Genomic DNA, 23,632 nt, shown 5'->3' with positions numbered 1-23,632 from the left:
CACTGCTCCACCAGCGGCATGGCACCACTGAAAAGCGACAACCACTGAGCGGGTTAGCGGCCTGCCCGGCTACAGCTGGACAGGCCGCCAGGTTAGCGGTCTGGCACAGCCGGCAACCTGAGGGTAAACACTGCGCCCTCGGGGCCATTGCCCGCTTCCAGGTTGCCGCCCAGCTCGCGGATGATGCCGTAGGACACCGCCAGCCCCAGGCCCAAGCCCTGGCCCACCGGCTTGGTGGTGAAGAACGGCTCGAACACCCGGCTCAGGTTGTCCTCGGCAATGCCGCCGCCACTGTCCGCAATACTCAGCAGGCACTGCTCGCCCTGGCGCTGGATCGACACCGTGAGCAGCCGCTGCTCGGCGTCCGCCATGGCATCCAGGGCATTGTTCAGCAGATTGAGCAGCACCTGCTCGAGACGGATTGCATCGCCCATCACCTGCACGTTCGCATCTATTTCGCTGCGCAACTCCACCTGTTCGCTGCGCAGGCGCGGCGCCAGCAGCTGCAGCGCCTGCGCCAGCACATCGCCCAGGCGCAGGCGTTCGCTGAGGCCGGCCGGGCTCTTGCGGGCGAAGGTCTTCAGGTGCCCGGTGAGCCCGGCCATTCGTTGCAGCAGGCCGTCGATGCGGCGCAAGCCTTCGTGCACGTCGGCCTGGCGACCGCTGTCGAGGAGCAGGCGCAGGCTGCCCAGCTGCATCTGCATGGCGGTCAGCGGCTGGTTGATTTCATGGGCCATGGCCGCCGACATCTGCCCCAGGGCGGCCATCTTCGCCGCGTGCACCAGGCCATCCTGGGCCTCGCGCAACTCGGCGGTGCGCAGCGCCACCTCGCGCTCCAGGCGCTCGCGAATCCCGGCCTGCAGGCGCTGGTTCTTGCGCCGCTGGGCCAGGTACAGCAACAGGAAGGCCAGGGTCATCCACACCCCGGCGGCGGCCAGGCGGTAGCTGCGCACGCTATCGACCAGCGCCTGCGGCTCGACCAGCAGATGCAGGGTCCAGTCTTCCTCGGGCAACGCCAGACGCTGCCAAAGGTAGTCGCGGCGCCCGTCCGGACCGTCGACCCGGCGCCATTCGCTGTCCTCGCCGATGCGCCGGCGCAGCTCGCTGGGCAGCGGTTGCAGCGCCTGTTCGGCATACTTGCGCACTTCCACCAGCTCGCCGCGGGCCTGTTCGCTCAACGTCTGCAGGGCGAGAAAGCGCCAGGCCGGCCGGCTGCTGAGGATCACCACCGAATAGCTGTCGGCCACCAGCAACACCCCGGTCTGCCCCGCCCATTCGCGCTGCAATTCCTCCAGTTCGAGCTTGACCACCAGCACACCGAGCACCGCGCCGTTATCGTCGCGCACCACATGGGAAAGAAAATAACCGGGAATCCCGGTGGTCACCCCCACCGCGAAATAGCGCCCGGAAGACTGACGCACGGCATCCTGAAAGTAGGGGCGGAAGGCGTAGTTGTTGCCGACGAAGCTGCTCCAGTCGCGCCAGTTGCTCGCTACCAGGGTCTCGCCCTGGCTGTCGAGCAGGTAGAGCACGGTGGAACCGGCCGCGGCGTTCAACTGCTCCAGGCGTTGATTGAGTTTTTCGCGCAACAGGCGATCGTTCGGCGCATGCAGCAGCGACTTGATATCGCTGTCCAGCGCCAGCACCTCGGGCACCGAGCGAAAGCGCTCGACCAAGGTATGGATCGACTGGGCATAGAGTTGCAACTGGCCACGCGCCTCGACGCTACGCTCCTGCCAGGCGCGCTGCTCGGCATAACGGCCGGCCAGCCAGATGCTGGCGAGCAGGCCGAGGAGAATCAGCAGCACGATCAGGATGACGCGAAAACGCGGAAAAAAGGCAGGCATGCACGGCTCGACTCGACCCAATCCCGGCATGGTAAGGCAAAGCGTGGCCCATTGCAGGCGCTCCAGGGTTGTGCCGCCGGCGCAGCCGGCTATAGTCGAACCCTTGGTCTGAATCAGTCGGCGGGCAGGCAACATGGCAACAGTGAATCAGCCGACCACCCCACGCTTCTGGCGCGACCCGGCCCTGCCGTTCGTGGAGGCGCGCGATGTGCTCGATGGGCGCCAGTTGTGCTACGCCAGGCATGCCCATGAATGCTTCTCGATCGGCGCCGTCACCCACGGTCGCAGCAGCTACCTCAACGAGAAGGCGCACGAACGGATCGGTGCCGGCAGCGTGGTGCTGATGAACCCGGGTGACGTGCACGCCTGCAACCCGCTGGAGGATCAGCTCTGGTCCTATCGCATGTTTTATGTCGACGCGGCCTGGCTGACCGAACTGCAGCACCAGGCAGGCTTTAGCCGCAACCAGCCGCTGCGCGCCTTCTCGGCCATCCTCAGCCAGGATCCGACGCTCTACGTCGGACTGAATCGCCTCTTTGACCTGCTCAGCGACCCGCAGGCCGACGGCCTGCACAAGCACTGTGCCCTGCTGGAGTTCTTCGCCGAACTGCAACGCCGCCTCGCCCCGGCGCCCCGCAGCCGCCGCGAGGACAATCCACGCGTGCACCTGGCCGCCGAGTTTATCCGCGCGCACTGCACCGAGGCGTTGAAGCTGGAAGACATCTGCGCGGCAGCCGGGCTCTCCCCTTCCTACCTGAGCCGCAGCTTCCGCCGCGGCTATGGCATGACGCCCCACGCCTACCTGGTCAACAGCCGCATCCAATACGCCCAGGCCAGACTGCGACAGGGCGGCGAGATTGCCGAGGTGGCCCTGGCGGCCGGTTTCGCCGACCAGGCGCATTTGCAGCGCACCTTCAAGCAGCTGCTCGCCGCCACCCCCGGCCAATACCGCCGTTCGGCCTGATCAGGGCCACAGCAGGTAGAGCGCAGACGCTACCAGCAGCAAGGCCAAGGCGCGATTGAACAGGCGCAGGCGCCGCGGTTGCTCCAGGTACTGGCGCAGGAACGCACCGGCATAGGCCCAGCAGGCCAGGGACAGGTAGCAGATGACGAAATACAGCGCGGCGAACTGCCCAACCACGGCCAGTTCGCCGTCCGCCGCATAGGCGCCCATGCCGGCCAGGGCCGCCAGCCAGGCCTTGGGATTGAGCCACTGCATCACCGCGCCGGTGAGCAGGGTGGGTGGCTGTTGCACCTTGCCGCCATCCAGCCGGCCATCGTCACGCGCCAGGCCATAGGCCATGTAGAGCAGGAAGGCCACGCCGGCCCAGCGAATCAGCGTCGCCAGCAGCGGCCATTGCTGCAACAGGCGATGCAGCCCCAGGCCCATGGCCAGCAATAACAGGGTGAAGCCCAGGGTCGCGCCGGTCACATGCCGCAGGCCGGCGCGCAGGCCATAGCGGGCGGCGGAGCTGAGCGCCACCAGGTTGACCGGGCCAGGGGAAATCGAGGAAGCCAGGGCAAAGGCCGCCATGGAAAGCAGAAGAGTCATCGCGTAGCTGCCCGCATCGCCAGAGAGAAGGCGAAGACTGACAGGCGGGCAACGCGTGGTATTGAAGGAAACTGCCCCTGGCAGGCGGCTAGGATGAGGGGGACCGCGCGGGTTAGGCGCCCGCAAATTGACCTGCTGGCGGCAGAACAAATGCGCCGTAACCCATCATCGATATTCGCCCTGCCAGCGGGTACAGGCATAAACCGGCCGGTGGGTATCGCTGCGCTCAATCCTACGCGGCCCGCGCCATCCTACAAGAGCAGCAGACCGCGCATTCTCCGTAGGCCTGCTGCAGCTGCGATGGGGGCGGCGCTCCTTCGTCAGGTTCAGCGATACAGGTCGGCGCGGGTCCAGGGCAGGTCGTGACTGCCATCGGCGTGCGGCTTGACCGCGAGGATCTGGTGCAGGCTCATCCAGCCACGGGCGAAACCGTAGGCGCAACCGGCCAGGTACAGCCGCCAGATGCGCAGGGCCTGCTCGGGCACCAGCTGCGCGGCCTGCTCCAGTTGCGTTTCCAGGCGTGCACTCCAGTGTTCCAGGGTGCGCGCGTAATGCAGGCGCAGGTTTTCCACGTCGACCACTTCCAGGCCGGCATCGCTGAGTTCGCGGGTCATGGTCGCCAAGTGCGGCAGCTCGCCTTCGGGGAACACGTAGCGGCCGATGAACTCGCCGCCACCGCGCGCCACTGGCCGGCCGTCGGTGTATTTGGCGGTGATGCCATGGTTCATCACCAGGCCGCCGCTCTTCACCGCGCCGAACAGCCGCTGGCAGTAGAGCGGCAGGTTGGCGTGGCCGACATGCTCGAACATGCCGACGCTGACCACCTTGTCGAAGCGGCCGTCCTGCGGCAGGTCGCGATAGTCCAGCAGTTCCAGCTGCACCTGCGACGCCAGCCCCTCGTCCGCGACCCGCTGCCGGGCCAGTTGCAGCTGCGCGTGGCTGAGGGTGATGCCATGCACCTCGACGCCGAACTCGCGGGCGGCGAAGCGCGCCAGCCCGCCCCAACCGCAGCCGACATCGAGCAGGCGCTCGCCCGGCTGCAGGCGCAGCTTGCGGCACAGGTGGCGCAGCTTGGCCTGCTGGGCCTGCTCGAGGTCTTCGCTGCCGGTCTCGAAATAGGCGCAGGAGTAGACCATCTCGCGGTCCAGCCAGAGCGCATAGAAGTCGTTGGACAGGTCGTAGTGGTAGCTGATGGCCGCCGCATCGGTGGCCTTGTCGTGGGCGCTGCGCTGCGACTCGGCAACCGGCTCATCGTCGATCAGCGCCTGACTGAGGGCATCACCGAGTTCGATCACCGCGCTGATCGGCCCCTCCAGCTCCAAACGTCCTTCGACATAGGCGCCACCCAAAGCAGCCAGGCTCGGATGGGCCAGCTGCGCCACCAGGCTCGGGTCTTTCACCACCATGGTGACCCGTGGCTCGGGGCCGAGATCGATCTGTTTGCCGTCCCACAAGCGCAGCCGCAACGGCAGTTGCAGATCACGCAGGGCCGGAGGCAGGTAGGCGAGCATGGCAACCTCCATCTTTCACCAATCAACCATAGATTAGTTCAGCTGGATCGCTTGTCAGGCTATTGGCTGCATAAAAGATGGCTATCCGCCATGTCGCTGCAACAGGCCGTCGCTCAGCCATTGGCGCAGCCAGGTGGCGGCTTGCAGCGGCGCGCCCTCACCCAGTTCGTGCAACTGCGCGCAGAGTTCGGCGAAACTCCAGCCGGCCACGGCCATGCCGTGCAAGGCCGCGGCTTCGTTGGGCTCCAGGCTGCGGTAGTGGCTGACCAGGCCGTGCCGCCAGATCAGGCAGACCAGGGGTTGCTCCAGCGTCTGGCTACCGGGGAACTCGCTCTGCGCCTTGCACGCGCGCCAGAGCGCCAGGCTGTTGTATCGGCAGACCTGCCATTGCACGCTGGGCAGCAGGCGCACCTGCAGGGCCGGCCAGTCCTCGGCCGGTAGACTGGCCATCTGCGCCATGCTCAGCGGCTCACCGGCGGCCGCGTCGAAAGCCAGGCTGAACGCCCACTCCAGCCGCGCCAGCTCGCCAAGCGGGATCGCCTGCTCGGGCACCAGGTAGGTGTCGATGAAGCTGGCCAACTCGGCGCCCAGCCAGCGCAGGCTGAAGTGCTGCGAGGGGTGCGCATCGATATAGGCGCCGGCCAAGGCATCGAACTCGACGTCGCCGAGCCAGCCGTGCACGGCCGGGTAATCGCCGCGCAAGGCGTCGAGCAGACGCGCGCGGTAGGCGTTGTGGTAAATCGCCAGGCCATCCTCGGCGCTCAGTGCCAGGCTGCCGAGCAGGCTGGCGCGCAACGCCGGCTTGGCGCTCGGGTCGCTGCCGAGCAGGTAGCTCTCGAGTTCACGCTGCCAGTCGTTCAGGCGCATGTCGGCACTCCCTCCAGGGCCACGGCGGCATAGGCGCGGGCCTGGTCGAGCTCGCCGAGCAACTCCGCAAATGGCGGGTAGTGGTCGTCCCGCTCGAGCAGCGTCGAGACCGGCCCCAGGTGACGCAAAGTCCGCTGATAGAGCTGCCAGACCGGATCGCTGACCGGCTGATCATGGGTGTCGATCAGGTAGCTGCCGTAATCGCTGTGCCCGGCCAGATGCAGTTGGCGGACCCGCTGCTTGGGCAGCCCGCTGATGAAGTCCCAGGGTTCGAAACCATGGTTGCGCGCACTGACATAGACATTGTTGACGTCGAGCAGCAACTCGCAGCCGCTGAGTTCACTGAGCGCGGCGAGGAACTGCCATTCAGTGAACTGATCGTCGGCACTGCGCAGGTAGCTGGAGACGTTCTCCAGCACCAGCGGCCGTTCGATCACGTCCTGCACCTGACGCACCCGCGTGGCGACGTGCTGCAGGCTCTCTTCGGTGAACGGCAGTGGCAGCAGGTCGTGCAACTGGTGGGCATTGCCACGGCTCCAGCACAGGTGATCGGAGATCCACTGCGGCTGCACCCGCGCCGCCAGCTGCTTGAGGCGGCGCAGGTAGTCACGATCCAGTTCATGGGGGCCGCCGATCGACAGCGACACGCCATGCATCACCAGCGGGTAGTGTTCACCGATGGCGTCCAGGTAGTAGAGCGGCTTGCCGCCCTCGACCAGGTAATTTTCCGAGATCACCTCGAACCAGTCGACGTTGGGTCGCTGCTCGAGAATCTCCTGGTAATAGGGGGTACGCAGGCCCAGGCCATAGCCCAGGCTGGGTGATTCGATGGACATGCCGGGCTCCTTGGCCATGGGGTGAACCGGAGTGGCCGTACGCCGACCACTCCACAGGGCGTTACTCGCCAACAGTACCCTTGGCCGCATTGCACTCGGCCAGGGTCATGCTCTTGAAGCCTTGGCCCTTGCAGGAACCCTGGCCTTTGCAGGCGTTGCTGGCGGTCTTGCAATCGTTCTGACCTTTGCAGGCGTTGACGCCGTAACAGTGAACCATGGCTTCTTCAGCCGCGACCAGGGTGCTGGTCAGGCCAGCGAACAGGGTAGCGGCGGCGAAGGCCAGGGCAGCGCCAGTAGCAGCAGTCTTGGTAGTCATGGGTGCATCCTCGGATAGTCTGGTTGGGTCGGTCAAACAGGAGTGTTCAAGGCCGACATACAACTAGAGCGCGCTCGGCGCCAGGCGTTACAAGCGCGCCGAGAAGTTTTGCGCGACTCAGCCAGCACTCCCGGTGCCGTCACGGCAATCGCCCAGGTTGCCACTCCGGGCCTAAGCGGGCCTTGCCCACTCAGTCGCCCGGGGCTGCCCGGATTGGGGGAACTGCATGTGGAAAACTGTCCGGCCATCCACAGAGCTGCAGCAGATACTGCCCTGATGGGCCGCGACTATCGAGCGCGTGATCGCCAGGCCCAGGCCGGCATTGCTGCGGTTGCCTTCCTGGCGTGCAGGATCGGCGCGGTAGAAGCGATCAAACAGCCGTTCAAGGTGGTCGGCCGGAATGCCCTGCCCGGGGTTTTCCACGCTCAGGTGGGTGGTGCCAGCAGCCTCGCTGATGGTCACCAATATGGTCGCTCCTGCGGGGGTATAACGCAGTGCATTGGACAACAGGTTGGAGATCGCCCGATGCAACATCAGCAGGTCGCCACGGATGCTGCCGTGACCTGCCAACTTGAGTTCGACCCCACGGTCCTCGGCCAGCAACTGGTAGTACTCGAACAACTTGGCCACCACCGCCTCGAGCGCAATGTGCTGCTGCTCGGGGATGATCAGGCCATTGTCCGCCTTGGCCAGAAACAGCATGTCATCGATCATCCGCGCCATGCGCTTGAGGTCTTCCAGGTTCGAATGGAGATTCTCCTCATAGGCGTCGACGTCACGCTTGCGGCTGAGAATCACCTCGGTGTGGGTCATCAGGCTGCTGAGCGGCGTCCTCAGCTCGTGGGCGATGTCGGCAGAGAAGCTGGAGAGTCGCACGAAGGCTTCATCCAGCCGGCCCAGCATGGCATTGAACGAGATCACCAACTGCTGCAGCTCCAGGGGCACAGACGTCAGGGGGATGCGTCCCTTGAGCGACTCGACCGACACCGAAGTGGCCAGCTGGGTGACCTGGCGCAAGGGCCGCAGGCCGCTACGGGCAACGACCCAGCCCAGCCCCGCACTGACCAGGGCGCTGCCGGCCAGACCAATCCAGAACCAGCGCTGCAAGGTTTCGAAGAACGACAGGTGATGGGTGACATCGAGTGCCAACATCAGCGTAACCGGCCCAGACCGGCCTGGCGCAGCCAGCTGAGCGGTGATCCCCCGGTACCTCTGGGTCTGGCTCCGCCACTGCCACAAGGCGCTCTCGGGGTAGCCCGCAAACTGCTGCGGGATGCTGACCGCCGGTGGCTCGGCGAACAGCTGGTGGCCGTCGGCCGCGAGGAGGATGGCCGACAGATCACGGTGTGCGCCGAGCAAGACATGCAGTTGCTCGAAACTCGTTGTCCCGGTCGGGTCGGCAAGTATGGCCCGGGCAGACTCGAGCTTTTCCACCAGGATCTGTCGATCCAGCATCTCGAAGTGGTGCTGGCTGAGCCGATTGAAACTCAGCGCCGCGACGCTCAGCACCGCCGCCACGGCCAGCATGAACATCAGGCTCAGGCGGGCGGTCAGGGACAGTCGATTCATTGTGCTTGCGGCACCTCGAGCTTGTAGCCCATGCCGCGCACGGTCTGGATCAGCTTCACCGGGAAATCGTCATCGATCTTCGCCCGCAAACGCCGGATTGCCACCTCGATGACGTTGGTATCACTGTCGAAATTCATGTCCCAGACCTGCGAGGCGATCAGCGACTTGGGCAGCACCTCGCCGCGACGTCGTAGCAGCAGTTCCAGCAGGGCAAACTCCTTGGCGGTCAGATCGATGCGCTGGCCACCGCGCAGGGCCCGATGCTTGAGCAGATCGACTTCCAGGTCGGCAATCGTCAGGCTCGATTGGGTCGGCGCGCCAGTGCCGCGGCGCAGCAGGGTTCTGACCCGGGCCAGCAGTTCGGCAAAGGCAAACGGCTTGATCAGGTAGTCATCCGCGCCCAGCTCCAGGCCCTTGACCCGATCCTCGACCCGATCCCGCGCGGTGAGGAACAGCACGGGCAGCTCCTTGCCAGCAGCACGCAGCCGGCGCAGCACTTCCCAACCGTCCAGGCCCGGCATCATCACGTCGAGGATCAGCAGGTCGTAGGTTTCACCGAGGGCCTGGTGCAGGGCATCGCTGCCGGTCATCACCCGGTCCACGATGAAGCCAGCCTCACTGAGCCCCTGTTGCAAGTAGGTGCCGGTTTTAGCTTCGTCTTCGGCGACCAGAATCTTCATGCGCTGTTTCCCAGGTGGCGAGCGCCCTGAGTGTGCCGCTAATCCATCAGCGCAACCAGCCGCTGACAGAAATGTAATGTTCGCTGCAGCGGCCTGTCAGCTGGCGCCGTCCAGACTCCAACCACGAGTAGGGGATGAGCCTGGTGCTCGCCGCCCACATCAATGGACTTGCGTTCATCGCGCCCTTGCCCCAGTGGCGCCTCCCTGGCACCCAGCTGTTCAATCACCAGCAGCGATAGTGATTGGATGCGAACTGACCTTGGCTTGATTGGCATCAAGCCTGCGCCAGTGCGGGTTCTCTAGGCTGAGGGACAGTAGCAGCGTGAAGTTGACCAGATAAGGAAGTACCTCATGTCTTCCTCTGCGCACCAGCATGAGCCTAACCACCCGCACCCGGCGGGTCGGCCAACTGCACCTGGCAGTCGGGAGGACCCGGTGTGCGGCATGCCGGTCAAGCCCGACAGCGCGTACAGCGAGCAGTACCAGGGCGAGACGTACAGGTTTTGCAGTCAGAAATGCCAGGACAGGTTTCACGCCGAGCCAACCCGTTACCTGGACCCGCAGCACGCCGCCGAGCAGACCGAGCAGGCGCCTGAGCCGACCGCAGCCAGCGAGTACACCTGCCCCATGCACCCCGAGATCCGTCGACCAGGTCCCGGGGCGTGCCCGATCTGCGGCATGGCCCTGGAACCGGTGATGGCGCAGCTCGATGAAGAGGAAAATCCCGAGCTGAAGGATTTCACCCGGCGCTTCTGGTGGACCCTGCCGCTGACGATCATGGTGACCACCTTGGCCATGGCCGGGCACGCGCTGCCGTTGTTTCACGGCAGTACCCAGAACTGGGTCGAACTGGCCCTCGCCAGCCCGGTAACCCTCTGGGCCGGCTGGCCCTTCTTCGTCCGTGGGGTCGCTTCGCTGCGCCAGCGCAGCCCGAACATGTGGACCCTGATCGGCCTCGGCACCAGCGCGGCCTACCTGTACAGCGTCGCCGCCACCCTGGCTCCGCAACTGTTCCCGCTGAACTTCATGCAGGACGGGCGCATCGGCGTCTACTTCGAGGCTTCCGCGGTGATCATCTCCCTGACCCTGCTGGGTCAGGTGCTCGAACTCAAGGCCCGCTCGCAGGCCTCGGCGGCGATCAAGTCGCTGCTCGGCCTGGCGCCGAAGACCGCGCGCCGGATCAATCCGGATGGCCAGGAAGAAGATGTTGCCCTGGACGATGTGCAACTGGGTGATCACCTGCGGGTGCGTCCCGGCGAGAAGGTGCCGGCCGACGGCAAGGTGCTGGAGGGTGAAAGCAGCGTCGACGAGTCGATGCTGACCGGCGAACCCGTGCCGGTGCTGAAGCAACCCGGCGACGCGCTGATCGGCGCCACCCTGAATGCCAACGGCAGCCTGGTGATGGAGGCACAGAAGGTGGGCGGCGACACCACCCTCGCGCAGATCGTGCAGATGGTGGCCCGCGCCCAGCGCTCGAAAGCGCCGATGCAGCGCATGGCGGATACCATTGCCGGTTATTTCGTGGTCGGCGTCATCAGCATCGCGCTGCTGACGTTGTTCGGCTGGGGGCTGTTTGGCCCGGAGCCCAGCTGGGTATTCGGCCTGATCAATGCAGTGGCGGTGTTGATCATCGCCTGCCCCTGCGCGCTGGGCCTGGCCACCCCGATGTCGATCATGGTTTCCACCGGCATGGGCGCCAGCAATGGGGTGCTGTTCCGCGATGCCAGCGCGATCGAAAATCTGCGCAAGATCGATACCCTGATCGTCGACAAGACCGGCACCCTGACCGAGGGACGGCCGGTATTCCATAGCGTCGAAGGCACCCAGCAGGTCGAGCCCAATGAAGTGCTGCGCCTGGCCGCCAGCCTCGACCAGGGCAGCGAGCATCCATTGGCCCACGCAATCGTCGAACACGCCCGAGCCGAAGGGCTGGAGCTGGCCACGCCGGAGCAGTTCGAATCCGGTTCGGGGATCGGCGTGCGCGGGCAGATCGAGGGCAGGCAGATCCAGTTGGGCAATAGCGCCTTGATGGAAGACGCTGGCGTCGACCTCAGCGCCTTGCACAAACGCGCCGAACAGCTGCGCGCCGACGCCATCAGCATCGTCTACCTGGCGGCGGATGGCGGGCTGGCCGGCTTGCTGGCAGTGTCGGACCCGATCAAGGCCACTTCCAGGGAGGCGGTGAACAAACTGCAAGCCGAGGGCGTGACCGTGATCATGGCCACCGGTGACGGCCTGACCACGGCGCGGGCGGTGGCCAGGCAGCTGGGTATCGAAGAGGTGCATGGCGAGGTCAAGCCGCAGGACAAGGAACGGCTGGTGGCGGACCTGCAAGGTCAGGGCCGACGGGTGGCAATGGCCGGCGATGGCATCAACGACGCCCCGGCCCTGGCCCGTGCGGAAGTCGGCATCGCCATGGGCACCGGGACCGACGTGGCGATGAGCAGCGCCCAGGTGACCCTGGTCAAAGGCGACCTGATGGGCATCCTGCGCGCGCGCAGCTTGTCCGTGGCCACGGTGAAGAACATGCGCCAGAACCTCGGCTTCGCCTTGCTCTACAACGCCATGGGCATACCGCTGGCAGCGGGGCTGTTGTACCCGCTGACCGGCCATCTGCTGTCACCGATGATCGCAGCGCTGGCCATGAGCGTGAGCTCCGCCTCGGTGGTGTTCAACGCCCTGCGCCTGCGCCGGGTGGTCATCGACTGAACGGGCGGCACAGCTCGACATGCAGCGTGCCGCTGAATTCATCAATAACCTGGAGACGTCCTTTGATGCATGACCCCTCGATATGGCCATTTGGGCCGGTGATGATGTTGCTGTTCTTGGTACTGATCACCCTGCCGTTTTGTTTGATCTTTAAAAAGGCTGGCTATTCGCAGTGGCTGGGGCTGTTGATGGTTGTGCCCATCGTCAACTTTGTTCTGCTGTATTTTCTGGCGTTTTCCAGTTGGCCGGCAGAGAGGAGCCGCACAACACCCGCCGATGAGTAGTCACTCGGATCAGTTGTGCCAGGCGCTGCAGGTCAGGCCCCTGTTGCCCAGGGCCTGATCGAATTGGCCAAAAGCACTGAGCCGTGAGCCTGTGCATGCGAGGAGGGACGATGAGAATTTCGGCGCGAGCAATCCGTGACTATCCCTGGTGGTTACGGCCCTTCTTCTGGAACCAGCGAAGAAAATACGGCGCCATCCTGCAACCTGGCTTGCTCTGGGCACGGGTGCCGAAACTGTTCGCGGCAGTGGCTGTTCTGTATGGCGTGCTGGACAGAAAGGGGTCGCCGCCGAGCCCCGTTTTGCGCTCACTGGTGACGGTGCGGGTAGCGCAAATCAATCAGTGCGAATTCTGCGTGGATATCAACTCGGCCACGCTCGCCAAGCGCACCGGTTCCATGGCGAAAGTCGAGAGCCTCTCACAGTGGCGCGATAGCGCGTTATTTGACCCAACAGAGCAGGCGGTGCTGGAGTACGCGGAGGCCATCACCTACTCGGAGCGCCGGGTCACCGATGAATTGATGGGGAAATTAAGCCGCTTCTTCGACGAGGACGGCATCGTTGAGCTGACCGGGCTGATTGCCTTCCAGAACTTATCGAGCAAATTCAATAGTGCGCTCGATGTGCCCGCCCAGGGCTTGTGCAAGCTCCCGCCGGCTCCGGCGAATACCCCCTGAATTGATCAGCTAGAGTCCCACGCTATTGCTCGTCAAGGGTTGCAGAACAGGGGAGTGGCAGGCACTCCCTGCGCAACCTCATTCGCCGGTCTTGCCACCCGCCTCGTCGCACTTGGCCTGGGTCATCAGGTTGAAACCCTGGCCTTTGCAGGCGCCTTCACCCTTGCAGGCATTGGTGGCGGTCATGCAGTCGTTCTGGCCTTTGCAGGCATTCACACCGTAGCACTGCACTTGAGCTGTTTGCGTATCCTGGGCCGCTTGCGCCGGCAGACTGGCGAACAGGCCGGCGGCAACCAATGCCAATGCGGCGCCGGTGACGGCAGAAGGTAGTGTCGACATAGGGCTATTGCTCTTGCTGGGGATGGTATGAGGTCACGACTGACCGAGAGAAGCCTGCATAGCGCTGCTGTTCAGGCTCCGTAGATAGAACTTACAGAACCCGGGCAAAGCCCTACAAGCGAAAGATGGCCTGCTGACAGAACTGTAATCTTTGCCTCAGCGAGCTGGCAGGCCACGCAGATCAGGGTTGCCTCGAACCCGAGGCTCGAACCCAAAAGGGATCGGCGGGGCAACCAAACGCTATCCAGGACAGCCCCATGCACCTGATGCAAAGCCGCGTCGCTATCGTCGGCCCGAGCCTTTCTGCCCTGGCCGAGGGCAACGGCGAACGCCGCTTGGCGCGGATCGAGCAAGCTGCAGCTCGCTCGGCACCAGGTTGCACAGCCGCAGACCAGCGCGGAGCCGCGCATGGCCCGCCATGCCGCCTGTTGACTCTCGTCAGGGCAGCCAAGCTGACAGAAATGTAATCTGCCGAAAGGTCGAAATATGGCAGTTTACCCTCGCTGAAGTTTGCCGGTTCCGCACCGCAGCGAGCACGGCCGTCAGCCAACGCGCTGGCTACTCAGCAGCGATTTCTTTTGATTGACTGGACCACACCCATGCACAGCAAAACCTCGAGGCGAACCTTCGTCAAAGGCCTGACCGCCGGCGGTCTATTGGCGAGCCTGGGTCTCTGGCGGGCTCCGGCCTGGGCGGTAGTCAGCCCAGGGCAGCCCAATGTTCTCAGCGGCAGCGACTTCGAACTCTACATTGGCGAAACGCCGGTGAACATCACCGGCGCGCCCCGTACCGCGATGACCATCAACGGCAGTCTGCCTGGGCCGCTGCTACGTTGGCGCGAGGGCGACACGGTGACCTTGCGGGTCAAGAATCGCCTGAGCCAGGACACCTCCATCCACTGGCATGGCATCATCCTGCCGGCCAACATGGATGGCGTGCCCGGCCTGAGTTTCCACGGCATCGCCCCCGATGGGATGTACGAGTACCGCTTCAAGGTGCAGCAGAACGGCACCTACTGGTACCACAGCCACTCGGGGCTGCAGGAACAGGTGGGGGTCTATGGCCCGATCGTGATCGACGCCAAGGAACCGGAGCCGTTCCAGTACGATCGCGACTATGTGGTGATGCTGAGCGACTGGAGCGATGAAGACCCCGCCCGGGTCTTGGCCAAGCTGAAAAAGCAATCGGACTACTACAACTTCCACCAGCGCACCCTCGGCGACTTCATCGCCGACGTCAGCGAACAAGGTTGGTCGGCCGCCGTAGCCGATCGCAAGATGTGGGCCGAGATGAACATGAGCCCCACCGACCTCGCCGACGTCAGTGCCTATACCTACACCTACCTGATGAACGGCCGGGCGCCCAATGGCAACTGGACCGGCATCTTCCAGCCCGGCGAGAAGCTGCGCCTGCGCTTTATCAACGGCTCGGCCATGAGCTATTTTGACCTACGCATCCCCGGCCTGAAGATGACCGTGGTCGCCGCCGACGGCCAGCACGTGCAATCGGTCAGCGTCGATGAATTGCGCATCGCGGTGGCGGAAACCTATGACGTGATAGTCGAGCCGGCAGGTGCCGAGGCCTACAGCATCTTCGCCCAGTCCATGGACCGCAGCGGCTATGCCCGTGGCACCCTGGCCGTGCGCGAGGGCCTGAGCGCGCCAGTGCCCGAACTCGATCCACGCCCGCTGATCGGCATGGGCGATATGGGCATGGACCATAGCCAGATGGCTGGCATGGACGACATGGCCGGCATGGACCACAGCCAGATGAGCGGCATGGACGACATGGCCGGCATGAGCGGGCAGATGCAGCCGCACCCCGCGTCTGAAACCAACAACCCGCTGGTCGACATGCAAACCATGCTGCCCACGCCAAAGCTGGCTGATCCGGGTATCGGCTTGCGCGAAAACGGTCGACGGGTCCTGACCTACGCCGACCTCAGGAGCAGCTTCGCCGACCCGGACGGCCGCGAACCGAGCCGTACCCTGGAACTGCACCTGACCGGCCACATGGAGAGGTACGCCTGGTCCTTCGATGGCATCAAGTTCTCCGATGCCGAGCCACTGCGGCTCACATACGGCGAGCGCCTGCGCATCACCCTGGTCAACGACAGCATGATGGCCCACCCGATCCACCTGCACGGCATGTGGAGCGACCTGGAGGACGAACACGGCAACTTCATGGTGCGCAAGCACACCATCAACATCCCGCCCGGCTCCAGACGCAGTTACCGGGTCACCGCCGATGCCCTTGGGCGCTGGGCCTACCATTGCCACCTGATGTTCCACATGGAAATGGGCATGTTCCGTGAAGTACGCGTGGATGAATAAGGGAATCTGCCAATGAGCACAGCAATGAAGCCGAAACTCCTGGTCGGTGGCGCTTTGGCACTGCTACTGGGCAGCGCTGGACCGGCCATGGCTGCAGAGCCGATGGACCACGCGGCCATGGGCCATGGCGCCAAACCAGCCGAGCAGCCCAGCCAAATGCAGCCCGGCAGCCACGCGGCCATGGATCACAGCCAGATGAACCACGGCAGCTCCCAACCCGCCACCAGCCGGACGCCGATCCCACTGCTGACCGATGCCGATCGCGCCGCCGCATTCCCAGCGCTGGACGGTCATAAGATGCACGACAAGGCGCTCAACGGGTTCCTGCTGTTCGAAAAGCTGGAATACCAGAATGCCGATGCAGGCAGCGTACTCAGCTGGGACGCCTCGGGCTGGATCGGCGGCGATATCGACCGTTTGTGGCTGCGCTCGGAAGGCGAGCGAACCAATGGGGTAACCGAAGATGCCGAACTCCAGGCACTCTGGGGCCACGCTATCGGCCCCTGGTGGGAGCTGGTCGGCGGGGTGCGCCAGGACTTCAAGCCGGGCTCGGCACAAACCTGGGCCGCGTTTGGCGTCCAGGGCATGCCGCTGTTCGGCCTGGAAGTCGAAGCCACCGGTTTCGTCGGCGAGCAAGGGCAAAGCGCCCTGCGCCTGGAAGGCGACTACGACATGCTACTGACCAATCGACTGATCCTGCAGCCCACTGCAGAGCTGAATTTCTATGGCCAGAACGACCCTGAACACGGCCTGGGCTCCGGCCTGGCCAACAGTGAAATCGGTCTGCGCCTGCGCTATGAAATCCGCCGAGAATTTGCCCCCTATATCGGGGTGAGCTGGAACCGCGCCTACGGCAATACCGCCGATCTGGCGCGCGATGAAGGCGGCAATGTCAGCGAGGCGCGCTTGGTCGCCGGTATTCGGCTGTGGTTTTGAGGACCTGAAGTGAAAAGAACAATAAAAACCTTGCTGGCAGCCAGCATTGTCGCCAGCGTCGCGGTCAGCGCAAGCGCCTACTATGGCCTGGTCAACGTGGGCGCCGACGATCCCCATCCGCCTGCCGTGTATGCCTTCCTGGCCATGGCCCGTGATCGCTCGATCCTGGTGCGCTCACGGGATATCCAGGTACCCGATCTGCACAACCAGGCCCTGATCCGCGCCGGGGCCGGCAACTACAACTCGATGTGCATCGGCTGCCACCTGGCGCCCGGTATAGCGACTACCGAGTTGAGCCAGAGCCTCTACCCGGCACCGCTGAACCTGACCAAGGCCGGCGTCGATCGCAACCCGGCGGCGACCTTCTGGATTATCAAGCACGGCATCAAGGCCAGCGGCATGCCCGCCTGGGGCAAGAGCATGGCCGACCCCTATATATGGGGCATAGTCGCCTTTATGCAAAAGTTGCCCGAACTCGATGCCCAGCAGTATCGGACCCTGGTAGCCAGTAGCGCGGGCCACCAGCACGGCGGGGGCGAGAGCGAGATGCACAACCATGAGGGTCAGCACAACAGCGCGCAGGCCGGCGCAGATCACCATTCCGGCGAAATGGCCGGGATGAGCCACCCTGATGAAGCCGCCGCCGACCATCACGCCGGGGCAATGCCCGAGACCAGCCAGCACGACGCCAAACCCGCGACCAAGAGCCACCTCCACTCAGACGGCAAGGAGCATGTCCATGCCGGTTGAAAGCGTGATTTAACGGGTCGAGCAGTAGGTGTCGCCGCCTTGGCGCAAGTGCTCTTCGCTGCCGCGACCGCCGGGCATCGCTGTGCGGGTAGGCCAGCCGGCGGCAGGCCTACCCGGTCATTGGCCTAACCGGCGCCGGTAGCGAACAGGTGGTAGCCCAGTGTCCCGCCAACCTGTGGCCGATCGTTGCCGATGAACAACAGGGTGATAACCCTGCAGCAGGCCAGTGCTCACTGCACAGCGTTATTCCACGGTCACGCTCTTGGCCAGGTTGCGCGGCTGGTCGACGTCGGTGCCCTTGAGCACGGCGACGTAGTAGGACAGCAGCTGCAGCGGAATGGTGTAGAGAATCGGCGCCAGGGCGTCGTGGATATGCGGCATGTTCACCACATGGGTGCCCTCGCCGTTGCGCAGACCCGCCTGCTCATCGGCAAACACCAGCAACTCGCCGCCACGGGCGCGCACTTCCTGCAGGTTGGATTTGAGCTTCTCCAGCAGCTCGTTGTTCGGCGCCACCGTGACCACCGGCATGTCACTGTCGACCAGGGCCAGGGGGCCGTGCTTGAGCTCGCCTGCCGGGTAAGCTTCGGCGTGGATATAGGAGATTTCCTTGAGCTTGAGCGCCCCTTCCATGGCCACCGGGTACTGCGCGCCCCGGCCGAGGAACAGCGCGTGGTGCTTCTCGGCGAACAGTTCGGAGACCTTCTCCACCACCGTGTCCATCGCCAGGGCTTCACCGAGGCGGGTCGGCAGGCGGCGCAGTTCCTCGACCAGTTTGGCTTCCAGCTGTTTGTCCAGGCTGCCGCGGACCTGGCCGATGGACAGGGTGAGCAGCATCAGGGCGACCAGCTGGGTGGTGAAGGCCTTGGTCGAGGCCACACCGATTTCCGGGCCGGCCAGGGTCAACAGGCACAGGTCTGATTCGCGCACCAGCGAGCTGATACCGACGTTGCAGATGGCCAGGCTGGCCATGTAACCGCCCTGCTCGGGGCTCAGCGCCTTGGCGTTGCGCAGCGCCGCCAGGGTGTCGGCGGTTTCGCCTGACTGGGAAATGCTGATGAACAGGGTGTCCGGTTGCACCACCACCTTGCGGTAGCGGAATTCGCTGGCCACCTCGATCTGGCAGGGAATCCCGGCCAGTTCTTCCAGCCAGTAACGGGCGACCATGCCGGCGTGATAGCTGGTGCCGCAGGCGACGATCTGCACGTTCTTCACCCGGGCGAACAGCTCGGCGGCCTGCGGGCCGAACGCCTGGACCAGTACCTGGTGAGTGCCGAGGCGACCTTCCAGGGTGCGTTGCACGACCTTGGGTTGCTCGTGGATTTCCTTGAGCATGAAATGGCGGAACTCACCCTTGTCGGCGGCTTCGGCGCCTTCGTGGTACTGCACGCTTTCGCGCACCACCGGATTGCCGTCGACATCCCAGATCTGCACGCCATCGCGGTGGATCTCGGCGATATCGCCTTCTTCCAGGTACATGAAACGGTCGGTCACCTGACGCAGGGCCAGTTGATCCGAGGCGAGGAAGTTCTCGCCCAGGCCCAGGCCGATCACCAGCGGGCTACCGCTACGCGCGGCGAGCAGGCGATCCGGCTGTTGCGCGCTGATCACCGCCAGGCCGTAGGCGCCGTGCAGGTCCTTGACCGCGGCCTTGAGCGCGGCGGTCAGGTCGCCCAGGCTCTGCAGCTTGTGCTCGAGCAGGTGGACGATGACTTCGGTGTCGGTATCCGAGCTGAACACGTAGCCCAGGCCCTTGAGCTGGGCACGCAGTTGTTCGTGGTTTTCGATGATGCCGTTGTGCACCACCGCCAGATCAATCCCGGAGAAATGCGGGTGGGCATTGCGCTCGCTGGGCGCACCGTGGGTGGCCCAGCGGGTATGGGCGATGCCCAGGCGGCCGGCCAGCGGTTCAGCAACCAGGGCGGCTTGCAGTTCGCTGACCTTGCCCACCCGGCGGCGGCGCTCGAGCTGGCCCTGTTCATTCAGCAGCGCTACACCGGCGCTGTCATAGCCGCGGTATTCCAGGCGTTTCAGGCCTTCCACCAGCACGGCGGTGATGTTGCGTTCGGCGACGGCGCCTACGATGCCACACATAGTCTTCTCCTTAGATCCTATTCAAAGTCTGCTGCGCGTCGGCCTTGCCGCGTTAAAAACAGGCTCTTACGTTTCAATTGACGCGCAGATCAGGTTGACCCCGCGCGCCGTCAGCTGTTCACGCACTTCAGCGCTGAGGCGCTCGTCGGTGATCAGGGTATGGATGCTGCCCCAGGGCAGTTCCAGATTGGGAATCTTGCGGCCGATCTTGTCACTCTCGACCATCACCACCACCTCGCGGGCCACCTCGGCCATCACCCGGGACAGGCCGAGCAACTCGTTGAAGGTGGTGGTGCCACGCGCCAGGTCAATGCCGTCGGCGCCGATGAACAGCTGGTCGAAGTCGTAGGAGCGCAGCACCTGCTCGGCGACCTGGCCCTGGAAGGATTCCGAGTGCGGATCCCAGGTGCCGCCGGTCATCAACAGCACCGGTTCGTGCTCCAGCTCGCTGAGGGCGCGCGCCACATTCAGCGAGTTGGTCATCACCACCAGGCCCGGCTTGTGGCCCAGTTCGGGAATCATGGCCGCCGTGGTAGTGCCGCTGTCGATGATGATCCGCGCATGCTCGCGGATGCGCGCCACGCCGGCGCGGGCGATGGCCTGCTTGTAGGGGGAAATCGGCTGGCCGGCATCGCCGATCAGCTCCTGCGGCAGGGGCACCGCACCGCCATAGCGGCGCAGCAGCAGGCCGTTCGTTTCCAGGGCGGCGAGGTCCTTGCGAATGGTCACTTCCGAGGTTTCGAAATGCTTGGCCAACTCGTCCACACTCACCTCGCCCTGCTCGGCGAGCAAGGCGAGGATGCGGTGACGACGTTGCGGCGTGTTGCGTTTCGACATGCTAAGTTTCGATTCGAAAGATAATGGCGCGAATCAAAACCTAATGAAGCTTTTCCGTCAAGCCTGAAAACCACTCAAGGCGACAGACGTCGCCTTCGTGAGCGGATCGTAGGATGGGTTGCGCGCAGCGATACCCATGCTGGCCATATGAAGGGTTACGCTGCTGCGCTGCTAACCATCCTACTTCTTAATCTTTACCGGGCGCTTCCAGCCTTCGATATTGCGCTGCTTGGCGCGGCCAACGGCGAGGCAGTTAGCCGGCACATCGCTGGTAATCACCGAGCCGGCGCCAGTGGTGGCGCCGTCACCCAGGGCTACCGGCGCCACCAGGGCACTGTTGGAGCCGATGAACACGTCCTCACCCAGCACCGTCTGGAACTTGTTGGCACCGTCGTAGTTGCAGGTGATGGTGCCGGCACCGATGTTGCTCCGCGCGCCGATCTCGGCATCGCCCAGGTAGCTCAGGTGCCCGGCCTTGGCGCCCTCGCCCAGTACGGCGTTCTTCAGTTCGACGAAGTTGCCCACATGCGCCTTGGCCCCTAGCACGCTGCCGGGCCGCAGACGGGCGAAGGGACCACAGTCGGCCCCCGCGCCCAGTTCGGCACCGTCCAGATGACTGTTGGCCTTGACGATGGCGCCCTGGCGCAGGGTGCTGTCCTTGATCACGCAGTTCGGCCCGATCTGCACAGCATCCTCGATGACCACGCGGCCCTCGAGGATCACATTGATGTCGATCAGCACGTCGCGTCCCACAGTCGCCTCGCCACGCAGGTCAAAACGCGCCGGATCGCGCAGGGTCACGCCCTGGGCCATCAGGCGGCGGGCGGCACGCTGCTGGTAATGACGCTCCAACTCGGCCAGCTGCAGGCGATCGTTGGCGCCCTGCACTTCCATCGCATCCAGTGGTTGCTCGGTGGCCACGACCAAGCCGTCGGCCACCGCCATGGCGATCACGTCGGTGAGGTAGTACTCGCCCTGGGCATTGCTGTTGGACAGCCGCCCGAGCCAGTCGGCCAGGCACTTGCCGGGCACGGCGAGAATGCCGGTGTTGCCTTCGCAGATCTGCCGTTGTTCGGGCGTGGCGTCCTTGTGCTCGACAATCGCCTTCACCACGCCAGCCGCATCGCGCACGATGCGGCCATAGCCGGTCGGGTCGATGAGGTCGACGGTCAGCAGCGCCAGTTGCTCGGCGCCGACCTGCTCCAGCAAACGCTCGAGGGTGGCGGTCTCGATCAGCGGCACATCGCCATAGAGAATCAGCACGCGCTCGGCAGTCAGCGCCGGCAGGGCCTGGGCCACGGCATGGCCGGTGCCCAGCTGTTGGTCCTGCAGGACGAAGTTCAGGTCATCGGCGGCCAGTCGCTCGCGCACCAGGTCCGCGCCATGCCCGATCACCACATGGATGCCGACAGGCGAAAGCTGTCGGGCGCGGTCGATGACGTGCGCGAGCATGGATTGCCCGGCGATCGGATGCAGGACTTTCGGCAAGGCGGAGCGCATGCGCGTACCTTGGCCGGCGGCGAGGATGACGATATCGAGAGACATAGGCAGGCACTGATCCAAAAAATGCGGACAAAGAAAAAGGGTAGCCAAGGCTACCCTTTTACTGACTTTCGATGAAGTGCAACGTCTAGCTCGGTATCAGCTGCCGCCGTACTTCTTGCGCAGCTGCTGGACGGTGCGCAGCTGAGCTGCGGCCTCGGCCAGACGAGCGGCGGCGGAGCCGTAGTCGAACTCGGCGCCTTTTTCATGCAGGGCCTTCTCGGCAGCCTTGACGGCTTCCTGAGCAGAGGCTTCGTCGAGATCGGCAGCACGCTGCACGGTGTCGGCAAGAACCTTGACCATGTTCGGCTGCACTTCAAGAAAGCCACCGGAGATGTAATACACCTCGGTTTCGCCACCCGGCATGACCAGACGAATCGGGCCCGGCTTGAGGTCGGTGATCAGCGGCGCGTGACCCAGAGCGATACCCAGATCGCCCAGGTTGCCGTGCGCAATCACCATCTCGACCAGACCGGAGAAGATTTCGCCTTCTGCGCTGACGATGTCGCAATGGACTGTCATAGCCATATCTAGCCTCACAAAAGCGCCCGTCTCCGGGCGCACGGGTGATTACAGTTTCTTCGCTTTCTCGATGGCTTCTTCGATGCCGCCGACCATGTAGAACGCCTGCTCCGGCAGGTGATCGTAATCACCTTTCAGAATCCCGCTGAAACCAGCGATGGTGTCCTTCAGGGAAACGTACTTGCCCGGCGAACCGGTGAAGACTTCGGCCACGAAGAACGGCTGCGACAGGAAGCGCTGGATCTTACGCGCACGGGATACCAACTGCTTGTCGGTTTCCGACAGCTCGTCCATACCCAGGATCGCGATGATGTCCTTCAGTTCCTTGTAACGCTGCAGCACGTACTGCACGCCACGGGCGGTGTCGTAGTGCTCTTGACCGATCACGTTCGGGTCAAGCTGACGCGAAGTGGAGTCGAGCGGGTCGACCGCTGGGTAGATACCCAGGGAAGCGATGTCACGCGACAGTACGACGGTGGCGTCCAAGTGGGCGAAGGTGGTCGCCGGGGACGGGTCAGTCAAGTCATCCGCAGGTACGTAAACGGCCTGAATCGAGGTGATCGAACCGTTCTTGGTCGAGGTAATACGCTCCTGCAGGATACCCATTTCCTCAGCCAGCGTCGGCTGATAGCCCACGGCGGAAGGCATACGGCCCAGCAGAGCGGATACTTCGGTACCGGCCAGGGTGTAACGGTAGATGTTGTCGACGAACAGCAGAACGTCGTTACCTTCGTCACGGAACTTCTCGGCCATGGTCAGGCCGGTCAGTGCTACGCGCAGACGGTTGCCTGGTGGCTCGTTCATCTGACCGTAAACCAGGGCTACCTTGTCGAGAACGTTGGAGTCCTTCATCTCGTGGTAGAAGTCGTTACCCTCACGGGTACGCTCACCCACACCGGCGAACACGGAATAACCGCTGTGCTCGATGGCGATGTTACGGATCAGTTCCATCATGTTTACGGTCTTGCCGACACCGGCACCACCGAACAGACCGACTTTACCGCCCTTGGCGAACGGGCAGATCAGGTCGATAACCTTGATGCCGGTTTCCAGCAGGTCGTTGCCGCCCGCTTGTTCAGCGAAGGACGGCGCAGGACGGTGAATGCCCCAGCGCTCTTCTTCGCCGATCGGACCGGCTTCGTCGATCGGGTTACCGAGTACGTCCATGATCCGGCCCAGGGTCGCTTTACCGACAGGGACGGAAATGGCTGCGCCGGTGTTGCTGACGTCCAGACCGCGCTTCAAGCCTTCGGTCGAGCCCATCGCGATGGTACGAACCACGCCGTCGCCCAGCTGCTGCTGAACTTCCAGAGTGGTTTCGGCGCCTTGAACTTTCAAGGCGTCGTAGATGCCCGGAACCTGATCGCGTGGGAATTCCACGTCGATCACGGCGCCGATGATTTGTACGATACGTCCGCTACTCATAGCTGGATC

21 protein-coding genes are annotated in these 23,632 nt (G+C 64.1%); 7 read left to right on the top strand and 14 right to left on the bottom strand.

Going from position 1 to position 23,632, the window contains the following annotated elements; genetic code table 11:
• Positions 1-92 precede the first annotated feature (92 nt).
• Positions 93-1,847 (bottom strand): sensor histidine kinase, encoded by a 1,755-nt coding sequence (locus PH586_RS10545; protein WP_271347719.1) that lies wholly within the window; start codon positions 1,845-1,847, stop codon positions 93-95.
• 133 nt (positions 1,848-1,980) lie between these two features.
• Here PH586_RS10545 and PH586_RS10540 point away from each other — a divergent pair, with 133 nt between their 5' ends.
• Complete coding sequence (locus PH586_RS10540) at positions 1,981-2,811, top strand: AraC family transcriptional regulator (protein ID WP_271347718.1); 831 nt, start codon at positions 1,981-1,983, stop codon at positions 2,809-2,811.
• Here PH586_RS10540 and PH586_RS10535 read toward each other — a convergent pair whose 3' ends face one another.
• The 7 genes from PH586_RS10535 to PH586_RS10505 form a co-directional block, all read right to left on the bottom strand.
• The gene (locus tag PH586_RS10535; RefSeq protein ID WP_271347717.1) at positions 2,812-3,399 is read right to left on the bottom strand and encodes a LysE family translocator; all 588 of its coding nucleotides are present in this window, start codon (positions 3,397-3,399) and stop codon (positions 2,812-2,814) included.
• Positions 3,400-3,725: 326 nt separating this feature from the next.
• Positions 3,726-4,910, bottom strand: coding sequence for a C17 cyclopropane fatty acid synthase CfaB (cfaB, locus tag PH586_RS10530; protein ID WP_271347716.1), 1,185 nt, complete (start codon positions 4,908-4,910; stop codon positions 3,726-3,728).
• Positions 4,911-4,991: 81 nt separating this feature from the next.
• Entirely contained in the window at positions 4,992-5,777 is a 786-nt protein-coding gene (locus PH586_RS10525) for an HvfC/BufC N-terminal domain-containing protein (RefSeq protein WP_271347715.1), read from the bottom strand.
• The gene (gene bufB, locus PH586_RS10520) at positions 5,768-6,613 is read right to left on the bottom strand and encodes an MNIO family bufferin maturase (RefSeq protein ID WP_271347714.1); all 846 of its coding nucleotides are present in this window, start codon (positions 6,611-6,613) and stop codon (positions 5,768-5,770) included. Before bufB ends, PH586_RS10525 begins: the two co-directional genes overlap by 10 nt.
• A gap of 61 nt (positions 6,614-6,674) precedes the next feature.
• Positions 6,675-6,929: a BufA2 family periplasmic bufferin-type metallophore gene (bufA2, locus tag PH586_RS10515; protein WP_271347713.1), complete on the bottom strand. Its 255-nt coding sequence runs from the start codon at positions 6,927-6,929 to the stop codon at positions 6,675-6,677.
• 171 nt (positions 6,930-7,100) lie between these two features.
• Entirely contained in the window at positions 7,101-8,498 is a 1,398-nt protein-coding gene (locus tag PH586_RS10510) for a heavy metal sensor histidine kinase (RefSeq protein ID WP_271347712.1), read from the bottom strand.
• On the bottom strand, positions 8,495-9,178 hold the full coding sequence (locus tag PH586_RS10505; RefSeq protein WP_271347711.1) for a heavy metal response regulator transcription factor: 684 nt from the start codon (positions 9,176-9,178) through the stop codon (positions 8,495-8,497). The genes PH586_RS10510 and PH586_RS10505 overlap by 4 nt, the downstream gene beginning before the upstream one ends.
• 351 nt (positions 9,179-9,529) lie before the next feature.
• Between PH586_RS10505 and PH586_RS10500 the strand changes: the two genes are divergently transcribed.
• The 3 genes from PH586_RS10500 to PH586_RS10490 all read left to right on the top strand — a co-directional run bounded on the left by PH586_RS10500 (position 9,530) and on the right by PH586_RS10490 (position 12,845).
• Positions 9,530-11,887 (top strand): heavy metal translocating P-type ATPase, encoded by a 2,358-nt coding sequence (locus tag PH586_RS10500; RefSeq protein WP_271347710.1) that lies wholly within the window; start codon positions 9,530-9,532, stop codon positions 11,885-11,887.
• A gap of 65 nt (positions 11,888-11,952) precedes the next feature.
• Positions 11,953-12,171, top strand: coding sequence for a hypothetical protein (locus PH586_RS10495; protein WP_271347709.1), 219 nt, complete (start codon positions 11,953-11,955; stop codon positions 12,169-12,171).
• A gap of 110 nt (positions 12,172-12,281) precedes the next feature.
• Positions 12,282-12,845, top strand: a complete 564-nt coding sequence (locus PH586_RS10490) for a carboxymuconolactone decarboxylase family protein (protein ID WP_271347708.1) — start codon at positions 12,282-12,284, stop codon at positions 12,843-12,845.
• A 78-nt stretch (positions 12,846-12,923) separates the two neighbouring features.
• Here the strand turns inward: PH586_RS10490 and bufA2 (PH586_RS10485) are convergent, their stop codons facing one another.
• Positions 12,924-13,184: a BufA2 family periplasmic bufferin-type metallophore gene (gene bufA2, locus PH586_RS10485; RefSeq protein WP_271347707.1), complete on the bottom strand. Its 261-nt coding sequence runs from the start codon at positions 13,182-13,184 to the stop codon at positions 12,924-12,926.
• 599 nt (positions 13,185-13,783) lie between these two features.
• Between bufA2 (PH586_RS10485) and PH586_RS10480 the strand changes: the two genes are divergently transcribed.
• The 3 genes from PH586_RS10480 to PH586_RS10470 are packed head-to-tail and all read left to right on the top strand — an operon-like array spanning position 13,784 to position 17,203.
• Complete coding sequence (locus PH586_RS10480; RefSeq protein ID WP_271347706.1) at positions 13,784-15,517, top strand: copper resistance system multicopper oxidase; 1,734 nt, start codon at positions 13,784-13,786, stop codon at positions 15,515-15,517.
• Between the two features lie 12 nt (positions 15,518-15,529).
• Positions 15,530-16,453: a copper resistance protein B gene (locus tag PH586_RS10475; protein ID WP_271347705.1), complete on the top strand. Its 924-nt coding sequence runs from the start codon at positions 15,530-15,532 to the stop codon at positions 16,451-16,453.
• 9 nt (positions 16,454-16,462) lie between these two features.
• On the top strand, positions 16,463-17,203 hold the full coding sequence (locus PH586_RS10470) for a c-type cytochrome (protein WP_271347704.1): 741 nt from the start codon (positions 16,463-16,465) through the stop codon (positions 17,201-17,203).
• A gap of 243 nt (positions 17,204-17,446) precedes the next feature.
• Here the strand turns inward: PH586_RS10470 and glmS are convergent, their stop codons facing one another.
• The 5 genes from glmS to atpD all read right to left on the bottom strand — a co-directional run bounded on the left by glmS (position 17,447) and on the right by atpD (position 23,623).
• Positions 17,447-19,297 (bottom strand): glutamine--fructose-6-phosphate transaminase (isomerizing), encoded by a 1,851-nt coding sequence (gene glmS, locus PH586_RS10465; protein WP_271347703.1) that lies wholly within the window; start codon positions 19,295-19,297, stop codon positions 17,447-17,449.
• A 66-nt stretch (positions 19,298-19,363) separates the two neighbouring features.
• The gene (locus tag PH586_RS10460) at positions 19,364-20,134 is read right to left on the bottom strand and encodes a DeoR/GlpR family DNA-binding transcription regulator (protein ID WP_271347702.1); all 771 of its coding nucleotides are present in this window, start codon (positions 20,132-20,134) and stop codon (positions 19,364-19,366) included.
• A 180-nt stretch (positions 20,135-20,314) separates the two neighbouring features.
• Complete coding sequence (gene glmU, locus PH586_RS10455) at positions 20,315-21,679, bottom strand: bifunctional UDP-N-acetylglucosamine diphosphorylase/glucosamine-1-phosphate N-acetyltransferase GlmU (protein ID WP_271347701.1); 1,365 nt, start codon at positions 21,677-21,679, stop codon at positions 20,315-20,317.
• Positions 21,680-21,775: 96 nt separating this feature from the next.
• Positions 21,776-22,204 carry a F0F1 ATP synthase subunit epsilon gene (locus PH586_RS10450; RefSeq protein WP_238040880.1) on the bottom strand — a complete coding sequence of 143 codons (429 nt, stop codon included), beginning with the start codon at positions 22,202-22,204 and terminating at the stop codon, positions 21,776-21,778.
• Positions 22,205-22,246: 42 nt separating this feature from the next.
• Entirely contained in the window at positions 22,247-23,623 is a 1,377-nt protein-coding gene (gene atpD, locus PH586_RS10445; protein WP_271347700.1) for a F0F1 ATP synthase subunit beta, read from the bottom strand.
• Between the last annotated feature and the right edge of the window lie 9 nt (positions 23,624-23,632).

It is taken from the genome of Pseudomonas aestuarii (genome assembly GCF_027988105.1).
GTDB lineage: Bacteria > Pseudomonadota > Gammaproteobacteria > Pseudomonadales > Pseudomonadaceae > Aquipseudomonas > Aquipseudomonas aestuarii.
This window is presented reverse-complemented; position numbering and strand designations above follow the sequence as displayed.

Bases quoted from the DNA above. Each gene is read 5' to 3' on its own strand.
- PH586_RS10460 (WP_271347702.1), bottom strand. From the start codon at position 20,134: ATGTCGAAACGCAACACGCCGCAACGTCGTCACCGCATCCTCGCCTTG.
- PH586_RS10535 (WP_271347717.1), bottom strand. From the start codon at position 3,399: ATGACTCTTCTGCTTTCCATGGCGGCCTTTGCCCTGGCTTCCTCGATT.
- bufB (WP_271347714.1), bottom strand. From the start codon at position 6,613: ATGTCCATCGAATCACCCAGCCTGGGCTATGGCCTGGGCCTGCGTACC.
- PH586_RS10500 (WP_271347710.1), top strand. From the start codon at position 9,530: ATGTCTTCCTCTGCGCACCAGCATGAGCCTAACCACCCGCACCCGGCG.
- bufA2 (WP_271347713.1), bottom strand. From the start codon at position 6,929: ATGACTACCAAGACTGCTGCTACTGGCGCTGCCCTGGCCTTCGCCGCC.
- PH586_RS10475 (WP_271347705.1), top strand. From the start codon at position 15,530: ATGAGCACAGCAATGAAGCCGAAACTCCTGGTCGGTGGCGCTTTGGCA.
- PH586_RS10490 (WP_271347708.1), top strand. From the start codon at position 12,282: ATGAGAATTTCGGCGCGAGCAATCCGTGACTATCCCTGGTGGTTACGG.
- bufA2 (WP_271347707.1), bottom strand. From the start codon at position 13,184: ATGTCGACACTACCTTCTGCCGTCACCGGCGCCGCATTGGCATTGGTT.
- PH586_RS10450 (WP_238040880.1), bottom strand. From the start codon at position 22,204: ATGGCTATGACAGTCCATTGCGACATCGTCAGCGCAGAAGGCGAAATC.
- PH586_RS10525 (WP_271347715.1), bottom strand. From the start codon at position 5,777: ATGCGCCTGAACGACTGGCAGCGTGAACTCGAGAGCTACCTGCTCGGC.
- PH586_RS10540 (WP_271347718.1), top strand. From the start codon at position 1,981: ATGGCAACAGTGAATCAGCCGACCACCCCACGCTTCTGGCGCGACCCG.
- atpD (WP_271347700.1), bottom strand. From the start codon at position 23,623: ATGAGTAGCGGACGTATCGTACAAATCATCGGCGCCGTGATCGACGTG.
- glmU (WP_271347701.1), bottom strand. From the start codon at position 21,679: ATGTCTCTCGATATCGTCATCCTCGCCGCCGGCCAAGGTACGCGCATG.
- cfaB (WP_271347716.1), bottom strand. From the start codon at position 4,910: ATGCTCGCCTACCTGCCTCCGGCCCTGCGTGATCTGCAACTGCCGTTG.
- glmS (WP_271347703.1), bottom strand. From the start codon at position 19,297: ATGTGTGGCATCGTAGGCGCCGTCGCCGAACGCAACATCACCGCCGTG.
- PH586_RS10545 (WP_271347719.1), bottom strand. From the start codon at position 1,847: ATGCCTGCCTTTTTTCCGCGTTTTCGCGTCATCCTGATCGTGCTGCTG.
- PH586_RS10480 (WP_271347706.1), top strand. From the start codon at position 13,784: ATGCACAGCAAAACCTCGAGGCGAACCTTCGTCAAAGGCCTGACCGCC.
- PH586_RS10505 (WP_271347711.1), bottom strand. From the start codon at position 9,178: ATGAAGATTCTGGTCGCCGAAGACGAAGCTAAAACCGGCACCTACTTG.
- PH586_RS10510 (WP_271347712.1), bottom strand. From the start codon at position 8,498: ATGAATCGACTGTCCCTGACCGCCCGCCTGAGCCTGATGTTCATGCTG.
- PH586_RS10495 (WP_271347709.1), top strand. From the start codon at position 11,953: ATGCATGACCCCTCGATATGGCCATTTGGGCCGGTGATGATGTTGCTG.